Source organism: Paenibacillus rubinfantis, assembly GCF_001486505.1.
Taxonomy (GTDB): domain Bacteria; phylum Bacillota; class Bacilli; order Paenibacillales; family Paenibacillaceae; genus Fontibacillus; species Fontibacillus rubinfantis.
In genome coordinates, this window is record NZ_LN909065.1 from 866,511 (window position 1) to 888,042 (window position 21,532).

At 53.7% G+C, this 21,532-nt stretch carries 18 protein-coding genes, 1 other RNA gene and 1 pseudogene; 2 read left to right on the forward strand and 18 right to left on the reverse strand.

Translation table 11 applies throughout. The features are described 5' to 3' along the window. Positions 1–11 precede the first annotated feature (11 nt). The 3 genes from typA to BN3277_RS15580 form a co-directional block, all read right to left on the reverse strand. Positions 12–1,853: a translational GTPase TypA gene (gene typA, locus BN3277_RS15570; protein WP_059044130.1), complete on the reverse strand. Its 1,842-nt coding sequence runs from the start codon at positions 1,851–1,853 to the stop codon at positions 12–14. A 192-nt stretch (positions 1,854–2,045) separates the two neighbouring features. Next, positions 2,046–2,546: a hypothetical protein gene (locus BN3277_RS15575; RefSeq protein WP_082691473.1), complete on the reverse strand. Its 501-nt coding sequence runs from the start codon at positions 2,544–2,546 to the stop codon at positions 2,046–2,048. Between the two features lie 156 nt (positions 2,547–2,702). Beyond that, positions 2,703–3,362, reverse strand: a complete 660-nt coding sequence (locus tag BN3277_RS15580) for a TerC family protein (protein ID WP_059044132.1) — start codon at positions 3,360–3,362, stop codon at positions 2,703–2,705. Positions 3,363–3,492: 130 nt separating this feature from the next. On the opposite strand from BN3277_RS15580, the gene BN3277_RS15585 reads away from it, so the two are divergent. Continuing rightward, complete coding sequence (locus BN3277_RS15585; RefSeq protein WP_059044134.1) at positions 3,493–4,197, forward strand: TerC family protein; 705 nt, start codon at positions 3,493–3,495, stop codon at positions 4,195–4,197. A gap of 60 nt (positions 4,198–4,257) precedes the next feature. On the opposite strand, the gene thiI is transcribed toward BN3277_RS15585, so the two are convergent. The 6 genes from thiI to BN3277_RS15615 form a co-directional block, all read right to left on the reverse strand. Then, positions 4,258–5,493 (reverse strand): tRNA uracil 4-sulfurtransferase ThiI, encoded by a 1,236-nt coding sequence (gene thiI, locus BN3277_RS15590; RefSeq protein WP_059044852.1) that lies wholly within the window; start codon positions 5,491–5,493, stop codon positions 4,258–4,260. 18 nt (positions 5,494–5,511) lie between these two features. Then, positions 5,512–6,651, reverse strand: coding sequence for a cysteine desulfurase family protein (locus BN3277_RS15595; protein WP_059044136.1), 1,140 nt, complete (start codon positions 6,649–6,651; stop codon positions 5,512–5,514). Between the two features lie 120 nt (positions 6,652–6,771). Then, complete coding sequence (locus BN3277_RS15600; protein WP_059044138.1) at positions 6,772–7,536, reverse strand: lytic transglycosylase domain-containing protein; 765 nt, start codon at positions 7,534–7,536, stop codon at positions 6,772–6,774. Between the two features lie 198 nt (positions 7,537–7,734). Continuing rightward, positions 7,735–8,136 (reverse strand): hypothetical protein, encoded by a 402-nt coding sequence (locus BN3277_RS15605; protein ID WP_059044139.1) that lies wholly within the window; start codon positions 8,134–8,136, stop codon positions 7,735–7,737. A 31-nt stretch (positions 8,137–8,167) separates the two neighbouring features. Next, complete coding sequence (locus BN3277_RS15610) at positions 8,168–8,380, reverse strand: DUF1540 domain-containing protein (RefSeq protein ID WP_089153370.1); 213 nt, start codon at positions 8,378–8,380, stop codon at positions 8,168–8,170. A 136-nt stretch (positions 8,381–8,516) separates the two neighbouring features. After that, a complete protein-coding gene (locus BN3277_RS15615; protein WP_059044142.1) occupies positions 8,517–9,020 on the reverse strand; it encodes a YpuI family protein in 504 nt (167 codons plus the stop codon). Positions 9,021–9,171: 151 nt separating this feature from the next. On the opposite strand from BN3277_RS15615, the gene BN3277_RS15620 reads away from it, so the two are divergent. Then, complete coding sequence (locus tag BN3277_RS15620) at positions 9,172–11,109, forward strand: S8 family peptidase (protein ID WP_059044144.1); 1,938 nt, start codon at positions 9,172–9,174, stop codon at positions 11,107–11,109. Positions 11,110–11,202: 93 nt separating this feature from the next. Here the strand turns inward: BN3277_RS15620 and rnpB are convergent. The 9 genes and pseudogenes from rnpB to glyQ form a co-directional block, all read right to left on the reverse strand. Then, positions 11,203–11,607: RNase P RNA component class A (gene rnpB, locus BN3277_RS17510), an RNA gene on the reverse strand. Positions 11,608–11,726: 119 nt separating this feature from the next. Then, positions 11,727–12,842, reverse strand: coding sequence for a Nif3-like dinuclear metal center hexameric protein (locus tag BN3277_RS15625; protein ID WP_059044147.1), 1,116 nt, complete (start codon positions 12,840–12,842; stop codon positions 11,727–11,729). After that, a pseudogene (locus BN3277_RS15630) lies at positions 12,818–13,572 on the reverse strand (tRNA (adenine(22)-N(1))-methyltransferase). The gene BN3277_RS15625 and the pseudogene BN3277_RS15630 overlap by 25 nt, the downstream one beginning before the upstream one ends. Then, positions 13,569–14,402: a hypothetical protein gene (locus tag BN3277_RS15635; RefSeq protein WP_059044148.1), complete on the reverse strand. Its 834-nt coding sequence runs from the start codon at positions 14,400–14,402 to the stop codon at positions 13,569–13,571. Before BN3277_RS15635 ends, BN3277_RS15630 begins: the two are co-directional and overlap by 4 nt. Positions 14,403–14,793: 391 nt before the next feature. Further along, positions 14,794–15,918 (reverse strand): RNA polymerase sigma factor RpoD, encoded by a 1,125-nt coding sequence (gene rpoD, locus BN3277_RS15640; RefSeq protein WP_059044151.1) that lies wholly within the window; start codon positions 15,916–15,918, stop codon positions 14,794–14,796. A 46-nt stretch (positions 15,919–15,964) separates the two neighbouring features. Further along, complete coding sequence (gene dnaG, locus BN3277_RS15645; RefSeq protein ID WP_059044153.1) at positions 15,965–17,788, reverse strand: DNA primase; 1,824 nt, start codon at positions 17,786–17,788, stop codon at positions 15,965–15,967. A gap of 99 nt (positions 17,789–17,887) precedes the next feature. Beyond that, on the reverse strand, positions 17,888–18,337 hold the full coding sequence (locus BN3277_RS15650) for a YaiI/YqxD family protein (protein ID WP_232436438.1): 450 nt from the start codon (positions 18,335–18,337) through the stop codon (positions 17,888–17,890). Between the two features lie 153 nt (positions 18,338–18,490). Beyond that, the gene (gene glyS, locus BN3277_RS15655; protein ID WP_059044155.1) at positions 18,491–20,572 is read right to left on the reverse strand and encodes a glycine--tRNA ligase subunit beta; all 2,082 of its coding nucleotides are present in this window, start codon (positions 20,570–20,572) and stop codon (positions 18,491–18,493) included. Beyond that, positions 20,565–21,452, reverse strand: coding sequence for a glycine--tRNA ligase subunit alpha (gene glyQ, locus BN3277_RS15660; RefSeq protein ID WP_059044857.1), 888 nt, complete (start codon positions 21,450–21,452; stop codon positions 20,565–20,567). The genes glyS and glyQ overlap by 8 nt, the downstream gene beginning before the upstream one ends. Between the last annotated feature and the right edge of the window lie 80 nt (positions 21,453–21,532).

Below are 21,532 nucleotides of genomic sequence, written 5' to 3' on the forward strand. Positions count from 1 at the left end.
CATTACCTCTATTATAAGTTGGCTTCCGACATTTTGCGATGTTTTTCCGCCCGTTCGCGTTCGTTCTTGTTCAAGATTTTCTTGCGCAGACGAACCGATTTTGGCGTAACTTCGCAATATTCATCATCGTTCAGATATTCCAGAGCCTGCTCCAACGAGAAGAGCCGCGGCGTTTTCATCTTCACCGTCTCGTCCTTCGTAGCCGAGCGGACGTTGGTCAACTGCTTTTCTTTACAGATGTTAACGACGATATCGTTATCGCGGGTATGCTCCCCAACGATCATGCCCTCGTAAATTTCGGTCCCCGGCTCCACGAACAAAATACCGCGATCCTCGATCGACAAAATTCCGTACAGCGTGGAGACGCCGTTTTCACTCGAGACCAACACGCCTTCATGACGTCCGCCGACCTGGCCGCCTACGAAAGGACCATAGCTGTCAAATGCGTGGTTCATCACGCCATAACCGCGGGTCAACGTCAGGAAGTGGGTCGTATACCCGATCAGACCGCGAGCTGGAATCAAGAATTCCAAACGAACCTGTCCGTTGCCGTTGTTGATCATGTTCACCATTTCCGCTTTGCGGGAACCTAGGCTTTCCATTACCGCGCCCATGCTTTCTTCAGGCACGTCGATCAGCAGCCGTTCGATCGGTTCCATTTTCATGCCGTCGATCTCACGAACGATGACTTCCGGTTTGGAAACCTGAAGCTCATAGCCTTCACGGCGCATGTTTTCGATCAGGATGCCCAGATGTAGTTCACCACGTCCAGACACGATAAACGCATCCGGGCTGTCGGTTTCTTCGACGCGCAAGGAAACGTCGGTTTCCAGCTCCTTGAACAAGCGCTCGCGTAGTTTACGGGAAGTAACCCATTTCCCTTCGCGTCCAGCAAACGGGCTGTTATTAACGAGGAATGTCATCTGCAATGTTGGCTCATCGATTTTCAATACCGGCAAAGCTTCCGGCTGATTTGGATCGGCGATCGTCTCCCCGATATTGATGTCCTTGATCCCGGCAATGGCAACAATGTCGCCGGCACCGGCTTCTTCGATTTCTACGCGGCGCAGGCCTTGGAAGCCAAACAGCTTCTCGATACGGGCGGTTTTCTTGCCGCCGTCGCGCGTCATCACCGCCACGGATTGGCCTTGACGGATGATCCCGCGATTTACCCGGCCGATGGCAATCCGGCCCAAGTATTCGTTATAGTCCATCAGCGTGACGAGGAATTGCAGCGGCTCGTCTACTTTCTCCGTAGGCGCTGGGATATGGTCGATGATCGTTTCGTACAACGCCATCATGTTGTCGTCTTGTTTCTCTGGATCCAGACTGGACGTACCGTTTAATGCCGAAGCGTAAACTACTGGGAATTCCAACTGATCGTCGCTGGCTTCCAACTCGATGAACAGGTCAAGGACCTCATCGATGACTTCCGCCGGGCGTGCAGCCGGACGGTCGATTTTGTTCACCACGACGATCGGCGTCAGGTGATGCTCCAGCGCTTTACGCAGTACGAATTTCGTCTGCGGCATGCAACCTTCATACGCATCAACAACGAGCAGTACGCCGTCGACCATTTTCATAATCCGTTCCACTTCCCCGCCGAAGTCGGCGTGTCCCGGAGTATCCACGATGTTAATCAGATAATCCTTGTACGTAATGGCGGTATTTTTCGCCAAAATGGTAATTCCGCGTTCCCGCTCCAAATCGTTGGAGTCCATGGCCCGCTCTTGAACGGCCTCATTTTCCCGGAAAATCCCGGATTGCTGCAGCAACTTGTCGACGAGCGTTGTTTTCCCGTGGTCGACGTGGGCAATAATCGCAATATTGCGAATTTCGTTTCTTTCATGCATAGGTTGATCTCCATATCCTTTCGTCTCTATAGAATGAGATGTTTATAATAAAGTTTGCACTTCGAACGGTTATTAGTCGACAGGAGTGCAGCCTCATTGAACCACAAAACAAAGCGTCGACTTAAATGCCGACGCTTGACATATCCCTTATATTATACGTGAAATTTTGAATATTTCAAGAACTATCCCTGCTCACCAAGATCTGCGGCGATTTCCGCGGGCCGCGATCAGCCAGATCCCGGCAATAATCAGCAGCGCAGCCAAGAAATACACAATAGAGGAAGCGAACAAAGTCCAACCGAGCAAAAGGATGGATATCGCCCCGAGAATCATGGCAGCGATGAATATTCCGTTCTGGCGCTGGGGCGAGAAGTAGCCGTATTCGAACAGGCCGATGGCCAGACCGAGGAAGAAGAGCGGCCAAGTGTATTTCAGCGTTTGCCATCCCCCGATAACCCCGGTGAAAAACACGAGGCTGTAGACGACCAGAATGCCGCCGGGAAGCAGTAATTCGGCAGGGCCTTTCCGCCAAAAATGCCATACATGCAGCACGATCCCCGGGATCAGCAGAAGCAGCGGCCAAAGCGCCCTTCCAAGAAAGCTGAATACCCCTAATTTTCCGAGCAGGATAATCACTCCGGCAGCGAGAATCAAGACGCCAGTCGTCAGCTTGTTGTTGTCGGACATATCCATCACACACCTTCCAGAAGACAATGAGGGACAAGACGTAGCAAATTACGACATCCCCTTCTCTTCCAGTTTATATGAATTCCGCCCAAAAAACCACTCGGCCTAAGTCGGGGCCTCCATCTTTTTTTTCGGAGCGTGTGGATGGAACTGCCGAAGCGGTTAACCGCGCCTAGCGTTATATTTTCGCAGCCAGCCGAACATAATAACGACCGCGGCGGTCAACGCAGGTACGGCGTGTGCCAATTGGGGAACGGCTGCCGCCAGCGCCGGGCCAAGCTGCGGATCCTGCAGCAGCATATCCCCGGCGGTGTAGCCGAGAATGCCTGCGCCGGCATAAATGAGGATCGGCAAGCGCTGCAGCCAATCGGCGATCAGGTTGCTGCCCCACACCACGATCGGAATACTGATAGCGATGCCGATCACCAGGATGGACACATCCCCCTTTGCGAGCGCCGCAATCGCCAATACATTATCCAGGCTCATGATAAAATCGGCGGCAAGAATGGTCTGCACCGCCTTCCACATCGAGCCTGCGCCAGCCACGCGGGAATGCTCCTCCTGCGGCAACAGCAGCTTAAAGGCGATCGCGGCCAACAGCACGCCTCCCGCCGCATGAATAAACGGTATTTTCAGCAGAATGACGGCCACCCAGGTCAAAATGCAGCGAAGCAGCACGGCTCCCAATGCTCCCCACCATACAGCGCGCTTGCGCTGATGCAGCGGCAGGTTCTTGCTGGCCATCGCTATAACAACGGCGTTGTCGCCGCTGAGCACTAAATTGATGATTAAAATTTCCGACAATAGCAGCAATTGTTCCAAGCTCATCCCTCCCCTACAACTTGTATGAGGAAGAGAGCCAAGCTATGCCACTTTACAAAAACAACTCTGGACAAATGAATCCTTTTAGCGATTTAATACGTATATACGTCTATAGAGGAAGTGACATAACGTGGACTTATTTAGTGCTGCTTTTTTTCTCGCCCTAATCAACATCATTTTTATCGATCTTATTTTGGCGGGTGACAATGCGATCGTCATTGGGATGGCAGCCCGAAAGCTGCCTCGCACGGTTCAGAAGAAGGCGATTCTTTACGGAACGGCCGGTGCCGTACTGCTGCGAATCGCTGCGACCCTCATCGTCGTCTGGCTGCTGAACATCCCTTGGTTGCTGGCCGTCGGCGGCTTGATGTTAGTCTTTATCGCTTATAAGGTGCTGGCGGATGAAGGCGGACATGATAACATCGAAGCTAAGGATAAGTTATGGCCTGCCATTCGCACCATTATCATCGCCGATGCGGCGATGGGGCTCGACAACGTTATCGCGGTTGCAGGAGCTTCCAAGCAACATACGGTGTTGGTCGTGATCGGCTTACTGATCAGCGTCCCGATCGTGGTTTGGGGAAGCACTTTGTTTATTAAGCTGTTGGACAAGTTCCCTTGGATCGCTTATGTTGGCGCTGCGGTCTTGGCTTACACGGCCGCCAATATGATTACCGAGGAACGCCATTTCCTGCATTTCTTTGAAGAGAATCCGGTGCTTCGTTATCTGCTGATTGCGATTGTCGTCGCCGGCGTGCTGCTGGCGGGCTATATGAAGAAGCGTCAACACCGCAAGGAAACGGAAAGCCATCAGACCCACCCCGCAACTCACTAAACGCAGCAAAAACCCGCCTGGTGCCATCAAAAATGGCCTGGGCGGGTTTTATTATCTGCTCTAAAACCAATTTTCCTGTACAACCTGGTCTTCCGCCGACTCCCGCCGGACGATGCGGCGTCCGGGTCGGATGACGATCGTCTCCGTATCCTCCACCGCTTTGCTGATCATTTGGTCCAAATCTTCCATCGATCGCTCCACGTTCTCCAACACATGCAGGTTAGGGTTCGTTGCCGGAGACTTTGGTACAAACAAGGTGCAGCAATCCTCGTAAGGCAAAATCGACAAGTCATACGTGCCGATCTGCTGCGCCATCGCAATGATATCCACCTTGTCGGTCATCACGAGCGGCCGCAGCAGCGGTAGATCCGTGACTCTTCCAATCGCATTCATGCTGGATAAAGTTTGACTGGCCACTTGCCCCAGACTATCTCCCGTAACCAGAGCCAAGGCGCCATTCCGTTCGGCCAGCTTGGTAGCGATGCGCAGCATCGATCTCCGCATGAGGGTGATGATCAGGTTCTCCTGACCGGATTGCGCCAGCTTCGTTTGAATCTCGGTGAAAGGGACGAGATGCATCTTGATGGAGCCTGCAAACTGTGCCAATACGGTGGCCAGGTCAATGACTTTTTGCTCGGCTTTTTTGCTCGTAAACGGATAGCTGTGGAAATGAACGCATTCGATTTCCAAGCCGCGCCGCAGTGCTGACCAACCGGCGACAGGACTGTCAATCCCCCCGGACAAGAGCAGCATGGCTTTGCCGTTTGTACCTAGCGGGAAACCTCCCGCTCCAGGAATTACTTCGCAGAACAAATAGGTGCCCTGCTCCCGAATCTCCACGCGCAGGTCCAATTCGGGATCATGAACGTCCACCTTGAGCTCAGGGCAGGCGTTCAGGATTGGAGTGCTGACCAGCTTGTTCATTTCCTGCGTCGAATGGGGGAACGGCTTCCACACTCGGCGGGAGCTGACTTTAAACCTTGTGCCCGGAGCGACTTTCATCTGTTCAACGAAATCGACCGCGATCCGGAGGATATCCTCCAGCCGAGAGGGTGCAACCTTAATGGGAGAAATCGAAGTCACGCCAAACACGTTCTTCATCGCCGCGATGATCGGAGCCATCGGCTCCCCGTTTAATGCAATATAAATCCGCCCGTATTCCTTGATAATCTCAGCGCGGGGGTACGGGTACAGCAGCGCTTTGACGTGCTTATGGGCCACCTTTTCGAAACGCGAACGGTTCCGCCCCTTGAGGGAAATTTCTCCGAAACGGAGCAACAGCATATCATATTCCAGCATCTAAAGTTCTCTCTCCTATCGTAAAGCCTGCAGCCGCTTGACCGATTGCCTCAATGCGGCGAGCAGGGCGTCTATGTCTCGCTCTTCATGTTCGTCGCCCAGACTAATCCGAATGCCCGAGGAAGCGACTTCCTTGGATTTGCCCATGGCTAGCAGCACGCGGCTCGGTTCGCTCCGCTTGGACGAGCAGGCCGAGCGGGTGGATACGAAAAATCCGTCCTCCTCCAGCATGTGTAACAACGCTTCCGCCTTCATACCGGGATAGGAGAAATGCACGATGTGCGGGGCGCCCTGCGCAGGCGAGTTCACCGTCAGCTCTGGCAGCTCCGCAAGCCCTCGGGTTAACCGCTCCCGCAAGCGGAGCAGCTTGGTTGATCTGGCTTCTCGGCCTTCCGCCGCCAAGCGTAGGGCTTTAGAGAAGGCCACGATATAAGGGATGTTCTCCGTACCCGAGCGGTAACCTCCCTCCTGACCGCCGCCGGCCAGCAGCGGCGCAAGCTGTAAACCTTCGCGGACGTACAGCAGCCCCACCCCTTTAGGCCCCCTTAGTTTATGCGCAGACAGGCTATATAAATCAATGCCGCTGTCCGCCAAGGAGATCGGCAGCTTTCCGAAGCCCTGAACGCCGTCCACATGGAACAGGACCCGAGGGGCAGCCGCTTTAAGCAACCGGCCGATTTCCTCCACCGGCTGCACGGTCCCGGTTTCGTTGTTGACATGCATCACCGACACGAGCACGGTGTCCGGACGTAGCGCTTCCCGCACCTGTTCGGCGGTTACGCACCCGTCTTCATCAACCGGAAGGATGGTGGCTTCCCAGCCCCATACGGCCATTTGCTTTACGCTCTCGAGTACGGAGGGATGCTCCGTGGAGGTCGTGATCAAATGCTTGCCGCGCCCGGCATAATGAAGAGCAGCGCCTTTAATCGCCAGATTGTTGCTCTCCGTCGCCCCGCCGGTAAATACGATTTCCCGCGGCCGGACTTTAAGCGCCGCTGCGCTGACTTCCCTTGCTTTATCCAGCAGCTTGGCGCTCTCCTCACCTAATCGGTGCAGCGAGGATGGGTTCCCGTAATGCCGCACCATCACTTCCGCTACGGTCTTTGCAACGTCCTCATAGGGCGGCGTCGTCGCAGCATGATCGAAATAAATCATCTCTTCACCTCATTCAAAAAAGACCAAAAGAAAAACGCGTATATCCGAAACAACCGCGAGTCGGAGCGTTTTTCATTTGATCTTTCAAATCGTGTGCCACTTGCGATATAAATAAATCGATTAAGCCTCGAATTTCGCTTGTGCTCTCATAATCTTGGCAATATAACCTTGTGTCTCCTGCGGCAGAAGATGGAATTTCTCCATCAGCTGCTCATCGCTGCCGATGCCAAGCCGCTGCAATCTTCCCGGACCGGCATTGTACGCTGCCAGCGCCGTCTTAACGTCCCCGCCGTAACGGTTGATCTGGTACGACAAATATTTGGTGCCTCCGTCAATGTTCTGCACCGGATCAAACGGATCGCTGACCCCTAACCCTCTCGCCGTGCCGTCCATCAGTTGCATCAGACCTTTGGCGCCGGCCGAGGATACCGCCTTCGGATTAAACGAAGACTCCGTGGCGATAACCGCTTTGATCAGGCTTTCCGGAACCCCGTATCTGGCGCTAGCCTGGGAGATCAAAGACTGCAAATCCGAAGGGCCTTCCGCCCCAAACTCGGGGTAATTTCCAGCCGTCCCTGTCGCAGGGACCGAACCATCATCCGGAAGCAGCTGCGCAAACAGCCCATCCCACGTATCCGTATCGTTTACACCGGCAGAATACAGGTATCCTTGAAGGGATTCCATTAAAGAACGCGTATCGGAACCAACCGTATCGGAATACACCACCTGATCCTGTTCGGCCAACATCATTTCCTGCAGCAATATGTCAAACAACGAGCCGTCCGTCTCGCTGGAAGCCCGCTGCGCCGACGTCCCTTGCAAGTCCAATGGGTTTAAGGACTGCAGCTTGATTATCTGTCCCATCGTTCGCGGATCGATTTGCATGCCTTCTAAGCTCCTCTTTGGGGAAATAACAAGTTATAACAAGTTCAATGCCTATATTTTACACGTTATCCGCGCCTCGTTCCACCCTTTTTCGATAAAAGCTGCAAAAAGGGAAACAGGCTAACGTCCCTAAGATGACGTTAGCCTGATTGTATAACGTTCATAATTTCGTCGCCGATCGCCGCCAGCGGCGCCGGATTAGCGAGTAAACGGCATGAGTACGAAGTAACTTAACGTCGACACGATCCCCAGGCCAATGGCCCAAGCCCCGGACGTTTTATTGCCTTGGCTGTAGGCGTAGAAGCCCATTACGGCCGCAAGCGGACCCAAAATAATCGACCACATAAACAGCGAAGCGATCCCCAAGCCGACGCCAACGTAACCTACCGTACGTCCGGCCGTATTCGCCCTATCGGCACGTTCAACCTCACGGGTTCCTTCGGCTCGTTCGCCACGGACCACGTTGCCGCTGAACGTTCCTGCAGGCGTGACCTCAGCCGCGTACTCCTCCCGGTGCTCGCGGTCAACTTTGCGCGGATAATCGGTGCGGCTTTTGTCGGATGAGGTTTTTTTCGGTTTGTCTGCTTTGGTATCCGTCATCAAAAGCACCTCCGTTTCAGTATTGTTTTCCTTACGACGATTTCGATTTCGGCTTGAACGTATGACAGCAGGTAGCGGCGGACGACGGGGCGGTGTCTCGGTGTTCCGTATCAAATGTTTCTCCGGCGAATTCCGCCGAATAGCGGCTGTTCGCGTGCTGATCGACATCGATCATAATGACATCGGCGTTGCACACGTTTTTTTCGCCCCAATAGGTGCAGTTGGATACGCTACATTTGACCATGGGTTTTTCCCCATTTGGCATGTTGATCACCTCGCATATCATTTTCTCCTCGCCCCCATCCCCTTATGCAGCAAGCGATTAGCAAATGGTTCCCAAAAGAAAAAGATGCCGGAATCCCAGCATCTTGTTTGCATTTTTATTTGGCGGAACGGTTTAATCGCAGTTGGGTCAAATAGTCGCTTTCATAATACGTCAGGTCGTCGCGCAGTTCCTCAAAAACCCCCGTGATATCCAACACGATATCGCGCGCCGCGCGGATCGGCTTCTTGCGGAACCGAATGGCGTCCTGCCCGGTATAAGCATATCTCCCGTCTTCGGAGTAGCTTTCATTTTTAGGATAGAAGAAGTTATTCACGCAGTCATGATACACATGGTACAGCACTTTCTCAGCAGCTTCCTCGTCAAAGGTTCCGCGGCGAAGGGCGACGCCCAATTTCTCATAGCAAACCTCACTGAACACGAGCAGATGCCGCAGATCCGATAAAAATCCCTGGTAAAACAATGCTCTGTCTTCGTCTTGGCCTTCCATTAGCTGCGGCAGCGAATGCTGATTCAAAAACGTTTCAAGCTTCCCGGCCGCACGTTTGAGTTTCTCCCGGGTGGTCTCACATAACTGCCTGATGTTATTGGCTTGTGGCATGCGAACAATTCTCCTTCACCTGTAATGATCGGTATAGTCATTAACGAAATTATCGTAACACAATTTACCTGAATGCGGTATCCCTCAAGGAATAAAAACGGGGACATCACCTCACGCTATGGCTATCGACATAATCAAAGGAGGTTAACCGATGAAATGGCGCAGATGGGCCGCTCTGGGATTGACCGGGGCAGCTGCGGTGGCTGCGGTTTCGCTTCTTTTCCCTTCCTCGGATAATGACAAGGCCGCTCCGCGGAATACGGTAAATCGGCTTTCCGTACCGCAGCCGGCGGAGGAGCAAAAACTGAAGCAAAGCATGCTAAAACGCGACATGACCGCAACCGAACGCTTGTCCCGCATGGACGCAAGGGGTCACCTTCGCTCCCTGGCTGCCGACTTTTCCCGGAGCACGGGGGGCAAGCTGCCCGGATCCGCGCAGGATTTGCAAAAGGACCACAAGCAGTTCCAAGCGATCCTGTGGTATGATGCCGCAACCGGGCAAACCAAGCAATTTCGGCGAGAAGACTTCAAGCCGGATCCGGCTGTGAAGAAGCAACTAAATACTTATTTAGGTTATGCCAAAAAAGCGCTGAACAAATCCACGGCCTACGAGTCCCCCTCCTTTCCGGAGAAGCAGCCGAAGTACTTTGTTGCCGCCGAGCCGGCCAAGGGAAAGAAGCAAGGGATTATTGCGGTAATGGACGTCGGAATATTGGGGCGGGTCCAGGATCACCAGCACAAAAATCTGCGTTTGATTCCCTACCCGAAGGAAGGCAAATTCAAAATCGAATCGGTGCATGCAGATACGCTAAAGGACATCACGGTAAAAACGGGACATGACAACGAAAAAGCAAGCCATTATTACGAAAACGAAATCGTCGTCACGTTCCAAAATAAGCCGGGTCCCGAGCAAATGAAGCAAATCCTGGCGGATATTTCTGGCACGCCGCCGCGTAAATTGAACAGCACCTACATCTTCCGCTCGGATACGATGGATATGAAACAGCTACGCCAATATTTTCAGAACAAATGGCAGCCGAAGTACATCGAGCCGCATTATTTGTATCTGACCAATGAAACCGGAGGAAGTTACTGGGACGATCCGGGGAGCTTCTTCAATGATGACGATACGACCCAAACCGAAGATACGCCGGAAATTCCTAACGATATGTTGTTCTCCGAGTATCAATGGAATCTGCCGATCATCGAAACAAACCGCGGTTGGCAATTGTCCAAAGGCAGCAACGATGTGATCGTTGGTGTTGTCGACACCGGCGTAGACCTGAAACACCCCGATTTGCAAGGCCGTTTGCTGAAGGGCTATAACGTCATTGAACCAGACAAGGAACCCAGCGACGACGTTGGACACGGCACCCATGTAGCCGGCATTATTTCCGCCAACGTTAACAACGGCGAAGGCATCGCGGGGATGATGTGGGGCGGCAAAATTTTGCCGGTAAAGGCACTGGATAAATCCGGTTCCGGCACGACATATTCCGTGGCCCAAGGCATCATTTGGGCAACCGACCACGGCGCCAAGGTCATTAATATGAGCCTCGGCAACTACGCCGATGCCCAATTCCTGCATGAAGCGATCAAATACGCCTATGAGCGGGATGTGGTGCTGATCGCGGCGACGGGTAACGACAATACCGAACGTCCAGGGTATCCGGCGGCTTATCCTGAGGTGTTGTCGGTATCGGCTACAGACTACAACCTGCAGAAAGCCTCCTTCTCCAACTACGGCGATTACATTGACGTCATGGCGCCGGGCGAAAGCATCGCCAGCACCTACCCGGATAATCAATACGCAGCGTTGTCCGGTACGTCGATGGCCAGCCCGCACGTCGCGGCCCTGGCCGCCTTGATTCGATCGGTGAATCCGGAGCTGAAAAACACCGAGGTTATGGACATCATCCGGAAAAACGTCATCGATCTCGGAGATACCGGGCGCGACAAATATTACGGATTCGGGCAAATCGACGTGTATGCCGCGCTCCAGGCGGCCGGGGGCGGCGCAGCTCCGCTTCAATTCTGGCCGCAGTCGATCCAACGTAAAATGGATCGGGCCGTAGACCGCGCGAAATAACGCTTAATTAAACCAAAAGCCTCCGCATCGCCGGAATTAAATTCCAAGCGATGCGGAGGCTTTATCCATAGATTAGATCATGTTCCCTTTAGTGCTGAAAGTTTGCCGTAAGCCGGGTTCTGTACTCGTTGCGGTAGAACGGGAACTACCCTCCCGCCTTGAGCGACAATCATCTATCTAGGCCGCACATTACTGGGCGGCTCCAGCAACCAACCCGAACGCGCCTCGGGCAAAGGCCGCTTCGCGAAGAAGCTGCGTTCCATTAGGTCTTGCTCCAGGTGGGGTTTACCAGGAACGAAGTCACCAGCGTTCCTCGGGGTCTCTTACACCTCGGTTCCATCCTTGCCTGTGCACGCCTTGCGGCGGCCATCGGCGGTCCATTTCTGTGGCACTATCCTTCAGCTCGCGCTGACTGGACGTTATCCAGCACCCTGCCCTATGGAGCCCGGACTTTCCTCCCGCGGCTCTTCAGCCGCCGGCGATTGTCTGTCAAACTTTCGAAAGGCAACACTTGATAGTATACAGGCATTGCTGCCCGCTGACAAGAGCGATTTGACGGTAAACCTGACGTATCCTGCCAGCTTTGGAGACCTTTGCTTCCGTTCTCCCTGGCGCCTTTACATAAACGTAAACGGCTCGGTGTTCACTTGAGAAATGTGTACGCGAGTTGCGTATTTATCCTCGGTCAGCTTTTCGGTCAGCCAGGCAGCTACCCGAGGCTTCATAATCTTCTCCGCATTATGTCCCGGGTCCACGATCGCTACCCCGGCCATCCAGGCATCCTGCGCGGTATGGTAATCCACGTCTCCAGTCACGAGCACATCCGCCCCGCGAAACTGGGCGTTTTTCCAATACCGTCCGCCCGATCCGCCCAGCACTGCCGCTTTGCGAATCGGCCGATCCAGATCGCCGACGACCCGAACCGTCGGCACCTCCAACCGCTCTTTGACGCGCTGCACGAAGTCCCGCAGCGTCACGGGTTCCGTCAGCTTTCCAACCCGTCCCAAGCCGAAGGTGCGTCCCTTCAAGTCCATCGGGTACAGGTCGTAAGCAACCTCTTCGTAAGGATGCTGCTTCAGCATCGCCTGAATGACTTTACTGCGTTGGCTATGCGATACGATCGTTTCGATGCGCACCTCTTCCACGCGCTCCAGCTTCCCTTCGGTACCGATAAACGGATCGGTGCCTTCCCCCGGTTTAAACGTTCCGTACCCTTCGAGGTTGAAGCTGCAATGGCTGTAGTTGCCGATATGGCCGGCACCCGCGTTCAACATCGCTTTCAGCACCGGCTCGTGGTGCTCCTTCGGGACGAACACGACCAGCTTATAAAGATGGTCCGTATGAACATCTTCAAGCGAACCCGAGCTTTCGATTCCGAGCGCATCCGCCATCCAGTCGTTCATCCCGCCGTCCGTGACATCGAGGTTCGTATGGGCGATATAAACGGCGATATCGTTTTTGATCAGCTTCTCATATACCTTCCCCATTGGCGTATCGCTTTGCAAATGAGGCAGCGGACGATAAATAATGGCATGATGGGCGACGATCAGGTCCACTTCCAAGGAGATGGCCTCATCCACCACTTCCTCGTTGACGTCCAACGCCACCAGCACGTTTCGAATCTCCTTCTGCAAACTGCCCAGCTGGAGTCCGATTTTGTCCCCTTCCATCGCGACATGCTTGGGAGCCAGCTGCTCCACGTATTGCACTACCGTTTGTCCTTTGGCAAACATGCCAGCACCTCCTCGATCTGTTCCGACAGCCGGGCGAGCTCGGCTTCCTTCTGTCGGGACGCTTCCAATGTCGACGATGCAACCGAACGCCGGATTCCCTCCAGCTTGCGCAGCTCCGATTCCCATTTGGCGAAAAAGACTTCGTTTGGAGCCGTCGTTAATCTCGGCCCCATCAAAAGCTGCAGCTCGCGGGTTAAACACACCTGACTGCCGGGTAACGTGCGTTCACGATAAAGCTCCGCGTTCCGCTCCCTTACATCCGGCCGGGCTTCGGCCATCATCGCTTCGTAAATTTTGCCGTCTCCCCCCAGGATGGCCTCTTCGGCTAAATCCCAATCGTGCTCAAGCACCCACCGGCGGACAAATCCCCCGCCGACGTTTGGCTGCAGCACGAGCCGCTGGACACCGGCCAGCTTCGCTTGGCCTTCGTCCAAAATCGAGACGATCAGCGCCCCGCCCATGCCGGCAATCGTGATCGCGTCCACTTCGCCGGGGGCGATGACGGCCAGCCCGTCCCCTTTACGGACGGAGATGCGCCCGGCTTCCCCCGCCTCGGCAACTTGGCGGCGCGCCGCCTCCAGCGGGCCATCGTTCACTTCGCCGGCGACGGCGAAGGTCGCCCGAATAAGAGAGAGAGGGGCAACAGCGCGTGGTCCGAGCCGATATCGGCGAACCGGCACCCGGACGGTAGCCAATTGGCAAGAAGCTGCAATCTAGCTGATAATTTCATGAAGTTATCCACACCACCCATTTTTTACGTAGTCCAAACAATAGAAGAAACGCCATTCCAATTTTTAAAAGTAGCAGCGCCGGCATCGCAGGCATCTCGACGTCCCGCAACAGAAAAGCATCGGCTTCCGGCATAAACCATAACGAGACGGAAACGGCGAAAAATACGGGAGCCAGCGCTTTAATCCGATGATACCCCAACCAGCTTAGCCAGAAAAAGATCGCAGCCAGAGGGAGCCAAAAAATCTGAAGCATCCCCCAGGATGCACTCGGGTTCGTTTGCCCGAGCAAGAAGGCATAGAGCAGCATGCCGCAGGCAAATCCGCAGTAGCTGATGATGCCGAACCGCAGCGCATACCCCAAGACAAGCCAGACGAACCCGCAAAAGGCGATCAGCAGCGTGGTTGCGATACCCGGCGGCCAACCCTGGATGGCGATGATCCAACTTCCGAAGCCCAGCAAAAGCAAGCTGCCCAATCCTGTTATCGACATGGAGAACAGCGGCTTATTACGCCGATGATAGGCCGCCAGGGCATAACATCCCGCGGACAAGAACAGCGTCACGGCGATTTGCAAACCCCAGGGAAAAACGTTAAAATAAAAAACAATAAAGAAAAAGAAGGAAATTATTCCAAATGAAAGGGACCAAAACTTCAGGCTTCCTTGTTGAATCAAAGTATTCAGCGAGAAGCCTGAGCGGGATGACGATCCTTCGGCTGGGTCCTCTTTATATAGGTTTTCCAGGAAATCGCAATATTGCTCAGGCAGCAGCCGACTCCTCCGCCAATGATCGATTTCCTTCAAGATGATCCTGCGTTTCTCCTGATCCAACAGAACACCTTCTCCCAAGTGGTATGTACGATGTCAAGTTGTGCATGTTGTGCAGTGCAAGTTGTGCAGATTGCAGGTGCAGCCCGACCTTCCGCGGCCCGCTAACGGACACCAGAGACGTTAATCGTCTGGCTCCTGAGTGGTTGCGCATTTTAACGGACTGAGGAGACCTTATTGGGGGATGAAGCGGTCAAAAAGCTAGCATCCGAGCCAAATAAGGCCTCTTGAGTCCGTTACAGCGGGAAATCGCCGGGAAATCCGCGAATAAGGTCTTTACGGTCCGTTACGGTCCGTTACGGTCAGTTCCCGTCAGTTCCCGTCCGTTACCCGCCGTTCAACAAAAATGACCTTGCTGCTGGCTGCAGAAGGTCAAAGTTGCAGGCGGTTCCGCCTATTCGAGGAAGTCCTTCAGCCGCTTACTACGGCTAGGATGACGCAGCTTGCGGAGCGCTTTTGCTTCGATTTGCCGGATTCTCTCCCGCGTAACCCCAAAGACTTTCCCCACTTCTTCAAGGGTGCGCGTGCGTCCGTCATCGAGTCCAAACCGCAAGCGGAGCACGTTCTCCTCACGTTCCGTGAGCGTGTCCAGCACGTCCTCCAGCTGTTCTTTGAGCAGCTCGTAAGCCGCTGCGTCCGCTGGGGCCAAGGCCTCCTGATCTTCGATAAAGTCACCGAGATGGGAATCGTCTTCTTCCCCGATCGGGGTTTCCAGCGAAACCGGCTCTTGGGCGATCTTCATAATCTCCCGGACCTTCTCCACGCTAAGCTCCATCTCGGCAGCGATTTCCTCCGGCGCGGGTTCGCGTCCCAGCTCTTGCAGCAGCTGCCGGGATACCCGAATCAGCTTGTTGATCGTTTCAACCATATGAACCGGGATTCGAATCGTTCGGGCCTGGTCGGCAATCGCCCGGGTGATGGCCTGACGAATCCACCAGGTGGCGTAAGTACTGAACTTAAAGCCTTTCTTGTGGTCAAACTTCTCCACGGCTTTGATCAAACCCATATTTCCTTCCTGGATTAAGTCCAGGAACAGCATCCCACGGCCGACATATCGCTTGGCAATACTGACGACCAAACGCAGGTTAGCTTCGGCCAAGCGGCGCTTCGCCTCTTCATCCCCGTTTTCGATCCGTTTGGCCAGCTCCATTTCGTCGTCCGCCGACAGCAGCGGGACGCGTCCAATTTCTTTCAGGTACATCCGTACCGGGTCGTTGATCTTGATACCCGGAGGAAGCGAGAGATCGTCATCATAGTTGAAATCGTCGCCGTCATGCGAGCCCTCTCCATCACCACGCCGGTGATCTTCGTCGCCGTCGCCTGTCACATCGATGCCCAGATCGGCCAATTGTTCAAAAAACTCGTCCATTTGCTCGGGATCCTGATCGAAAGGCGAAAGCTTCTCCATAATTTCTTTATAAGTTAAGGATGACCTTTTCTTCCCTTGTTCGATCAATTGATCCCGCACCTGATCCAGCGTCAATTCCGTTTCTAGTTCAGTATGTTGGTCATTCGTCATATCTGGCTCCCTCCTCCCTAGAAACATCATCGAAAGTCCGTTCGTCTTACTGTCTCTCTAGGGCAATAATCTCACTTGCAATTTGCGCCGCACGCATAAAATCTCCGGCTCGTTCGGCCGATACCATTTCCTCTTTCTTGCGTTTGATCTGCTCAAGCTGCGGCACCTTCTGAATTTCGCGGATACAATCATCCAGCTCTTGCGTCGTCCATTCAGCCGGCGTATCCATCATAGCGATCGATATAACCGTCTGCTCCAACCGCTCATCCTGTAACGAGGAAATGAAACGGCTAGCATCCGGGGTTTTCCCTTGTGCATAATAGGCGTATAGATAAGCGGCAATCGCCACATGATCTTCGATGTTAAAGTTCGTCCCTAGGCGTTCGCCCACATAGCGGGACACCTCTTCGTCCTGCAGCATGAAAGAGAGCAGTCTTCGTTCTGCCGCATGAAAAGCGGGCAGCAACGTCGGCATGGATGCCTGCCCTTTTTTATGCCTACCATTATTCCACCTTTCGGGCTTATTATCCCCGGCATCTGCCTTTTTTTGCATAACCGTTCTCAGTTCGTTGCATTCCTGCTTCAAGCTGTCGAACGAGACCTGCAAATCGGCGGAAAGTTCCTTCAAATAGATCTCACGTTCGCTTGGGGAAGAGAGCGCCGCAATAATCGGCATCGCCTCTTTGATATACGCGATCTTTCCGTCTTCTTCTAGCAGTATATGGTTTTTTCTCAGATATATAAGCCTAAATTTGACGGAAGAAACCGCCCCATCCAAAACCTGATGCCGGAACCGCTCGGCACCGTACTTCTGAATAAACTCGTCGGGATCCAGACCTTCGCTGAGCAATGCAATTTTCACTTGAAAAAAGCCGGCGCCTTCGAGAATCGGTATGCTCTTCAATGCGGCAGCTTGTCCGGCAGAATCGCCGTCATAGCAAACTAGCACTTCGTCGGCCAATCCCCGCAAGATAGCCGCATGACTCTCCGTCAAAGCGGTCCCCATGGTGGCCACACCGTTATGAACCCCGGCTTCCCAAGCGCTGATCACGTCGCCGTAACCTTCGAATAGGACGACTTGACCCGTCTTGCGGATCTCGTTCTTCGCTTGATGCAAATTGTAGAGAACTCGGCTTTTGGTAAACAGCTTACTTTCCGGCGAGTTCAAATATTTCGGTTGTCCATCGCCAAGCACTCTTCCCGCAAACGCGATCACTTTGCCGCTTCGGTTATACAAAGGGAAAATGACCCGGTCGCGGAATCGGTCCACGAATCCGGAACCGTCCTGCCTGGACGATAGTAATCCACCCTTCTCCATCGCTTCCAGATTAAATGATCTTTTGTCCAAAAACTGGACGAGCGTATCCCATCTGGCGGGTGCGTAACCAATCTGGAACGTATCGATGGCTTTGTCGGTAAAGCCGCGGGATTTCAAATATTCCATCGCCGGCTTGCCGTGCTCCGTATTCTTCAGCAAATAATGATAAAGCTTGGAGGACCATTCATGGGCCTGCAGCAGCTCTTCCAACTCCTGGTTACGTGGGGAATCCCCGTAACCCCTCCCCTTATCCTCATAAGGGATATGCGCCTCTTCCGCCATGACTCGGACAGCTTCGGGAAAAGTTAATCCTTCGATTTCCATCCTGAATTTGATGGCATTTCCACCTTTGCCGCAGCCATAACAATGGAAGATCTGGCGTTCGGGTGTGACCGTAAACGATGGGGTTTTCTCCGAATGGAACGGGCATAACCCCTTCATGTACTTCCCCTGTTTCGTTAGATGAACGTGCTTGCTGACCGTGTCGACGATATCATGCTGACGCAGAACCGCCTCGATGACTTCCTCCGGAATGCCACGCCCGGTACTCATCCAAATCACCTTCATCTTTCACGCGTGAGAATCGTAAAATGTCAAAATCACCGACATTTCGATGTTCTCGGGTGACACGTAAATAGTAATTCGCTAAAACTATACATTCTCCTGCAAACGCGACAAAAGTTTTGACAATGCGTCTGCAAACCGCTCGCGGTCTTCGCCGGTAAACGGCTTGGGACCTTTGCTGTGATGACCGGCCCGCCTTGCTTTCGCTTGGTGATGGCGGCGCTCCAGTAAATAATCGATATTCCCGGCATGGTAGACGTCGCCGCGCGGGGATAAACCGTAACAGGCTCTTGCGATCACCAATGCCGCCAGACCGTAGTCCTGAGTCACAACGATATCGCCTTTCATCACATGGGCGGCGATATACAGATCCGCGCTTTGCCCGCTGCGATCCACCTGAACGACTTCTACTCCCGGCTCCGGATGTAATACATGATCATATGAAGCCACCATTACCACCGGTACGCCGAACCTGCCGCCAATCTCGGCAATTTCCGCCTTGACCGGACAGGAATCCCCGTCGACCACGATCCGCATCCTCCATGCCTCCATGTAATACAATATAACCGTGATTCGGCCCAGCCTAAACAAAGGAATCGCCGAATCTTAGCGTTTTTTGCCGATAAGCGATGGAAGGCTGACAGCAAGTCTTGTGCTTGCTGTCAGCCACACCTTTGTTTTACTTCTTTATTATGCCCAAACCAGTTTCCCGAAATCGGCAAACGCTTGGAGATCTTCATCGATGGCGGCTAACAGGGCTAAACGATTCGTCCGAACCGCATCGTCCTCCGCCATAACCATCACAGCATCAAAGAAGACTGTAATCGCTTCTCTTAAACCGCTGATTAACTCCAGTGCACCAGCCGCATCACGCGAAGCCAGCGTATCCCGGTACTTCTCCGAAACCGAACGCCAAGCCTCATACAGCGCTTGTTCCGCCGGTTCGTTTAACAGATCGGAACGAACCTTCTCTCCCGTAGCTTTCGCCGCCAGGTTGCTCACCCGTCCAAACGATTCGACGGTTGATTTGAAATCTTCCTTCCCGTTTACCGCATCCATCAACGCCTTGCCGCGGGCTACCGATGAGACGACATCGTCATATCCGGCAGACAGAACGGCATCCACAACGTCGTAACGCAGATTCTCGTCCGAAAGCGTCTTTCTCACGCGGAGTCCGAAGAATTCCATCAGGTCCTTCAAGACCTCTTCTTCACTGCGTTTGAGTCCGCGGAATTGTTGATGGGTTTCCAGTGCCAGTTTAAAAATATCGGTGAGCGAAACGGACAGCTGGTGCTCGACGATGATCTGCACGATACCCGCCGCTTGACGACGCAATCCGTACGGATCCTGCGAGCCGGTGGGAATGATCCCGATCGAGAAACACCCGGCGATCGTGTCGATTTTGTCGGCGATGCTGACGATCGAACCAACGGCCGAAGCCGGTACGGCATCATCGGCAAACCGCGGCTGATAATGCTCAAATACACCTTTCGCCACCGCTTCGGGTTCGCCTGCTTTGCGGGCATAATCCTCCCCCATAACCCCTTGCAATTCAGGGAATTCATAAACCATTTGCGTTACCAGGTCGAACTTGCAAATTTCCGCCGTACGTGCGGCAGCTTCCGCTGTTCCGGTATCGGTGCCAAGCATCGTTGCCAGCTTCTCCGTGTTGCGGCGAATGCGGCGCACCTTATCCCCGATCGTGCCGAGTTCTTCATGGAACACGATGCTTTCCAGCTTGGACAACGCGTCCTTGATCGCCAGCTTCTGATCTTCCTCATAGAAGAATTTCGCGTCGGACAAGCGAGCACGAAGCACCTTCTCGTTGCCGCGAGCGATGACGTCCAGCGAAGTGTTATTGCCGTTACGCACCGTTACAAAGTAAGGAAGCAGGTTGCCTTGCTCGTTCAGCACCGGGAAATACCGCTGGTGCTCACGCATCGAGGTGATCAGTACCTCCTGCGGAATGTTCAGGAACGATTCCTCGAACGTTCCGAATAGGACGGTTGGCGTTTCCACCAGGAACAGGACTTCCTCCAGCAAATCTTCCTTCACGGCGATATGCCAGCCTTTTTCTTTAGCCAAAGCATCGATTTGGTTCTGGATCAAGGTCTGACGCTCATTGACGTCTGCGATGACGTGTTGGGCACGCAGCGTTTCTACGTAAGCCGCCGGCTCTGTAATCACCGTTTCGGTTCCAAGGAACCGATGTCCCCGCGTAACGTTGCTGGACTTCACGCCAGCGATTTCCAGATCGATCACGTCTTTGCCAAACAACGCTACCATCCAGCGAATCGGGCGCACGAATTTAAATTCGTAATTCCCCCAACGCATGTTCTTCGGAAAATTCATCGCCTGCAAAATGCCCAACAATCCCTCAGCAACCAGGCTTGACGTCTCTACGCCGATCCGGCTCTTGCTCACGTACACATACTCGGTGCCGCCAACCTCGCGGAACGTAAACTGCTCCGGACTCGCTCCCTGGCTGCGGGCAAACCCCAGCGCCGCTTTGCTCCATTCGCCGTTTTCGTCAAGGGCGATTTTGCGCGAAGGCCCTTTGACCTCTTCATGCACGTCCTCTTGCTTCTCCGCCACGTCTTTGACGAGAATGGCCAAGCGACGTGGCGTTGCATAAGCTTCCACCGCTCCGTGTTGAATTACAGATTCCTCCAGCCACTTCACCGTACGCTCCTTCAATTGCTCCGTCGCGCTGCGGATGAACCGGGCCGGCATTTCCTCCAAACCGATCTCAAACAATAGATCCTTAGCCACGTGCGGCACCCCCTTTCTGAAGCATCGGGAAGCCAAGCTTCTCGCGTTCCTCCAAGTAAGTCGCGGCAACCTGGCGTGCCAAATTCCGCACCCGCGTGATATATCCCGTTCGTTCGGTGACGCTGATCGCGCCGCGGGCATCCAGCAGGTTAAACGTATGCGAGCATTTCAGGACATAGTCGTAAGCCGGGTACACCAGGTGCTGCTCCATCGCTTTGTTTGCTTCCTGCTCGTACATGTTGAATAGCGTAAACAGCATTTTCACGTCGGAGATTTCAAACGTGTATTTGGAATGCTCATATTCCGCTTGATGAAAAACATCGCCGTACGACGTCCCGTCCACCCATTCGAGATCAAATACATTCTCTTTGTCTTGGATATAAGAGGCCAGGCGCTCCATCCCGTAGGTGATTTCCACGGCGACCGGATTCGTTTCGATCCCGCCGACCTGCTGGAAGTACGTAAACTGCGTCACTTCCATGCCGTCCAGCCAAACTTCCCAGCCGAGGCCCCAAGCGCCTAAGCCCGGATGCTCCCAGTTATCTTCGACGAAGCGGATGTCATGCTCCAGCGGGTTGATGCCCAGCCGATTTAAGCTCTCCAGGTAAATCTCCTGGATATTATCCGGCGACGGCTTCATGATGACTTGGAATTGGTGATGCTGGTACAGTCGGTTTGGGTTCTCCCCATAACGGCCGTCCGCCGGGCGCCGGGAAGGCTCAACGTAAGCTACGTTCCACGGCTCAGGGCCAATCGAACGCAAGAACGTCATCGGGTTCAGCGTCCCCGCCCCTTTTTCCACATCATACGGCTGCACGACGATACAATTCTGTTCTGCCCAGAACTGCTGCAGCGTCAAAATCATTTGTTGAAAGTTAATACTCATTGGCGAACCTCATCTCCTAACCTTCAGGTTTGTTCAGCAAGCATGGACTAGTAGGCAATAATAAAAAGCTCCCG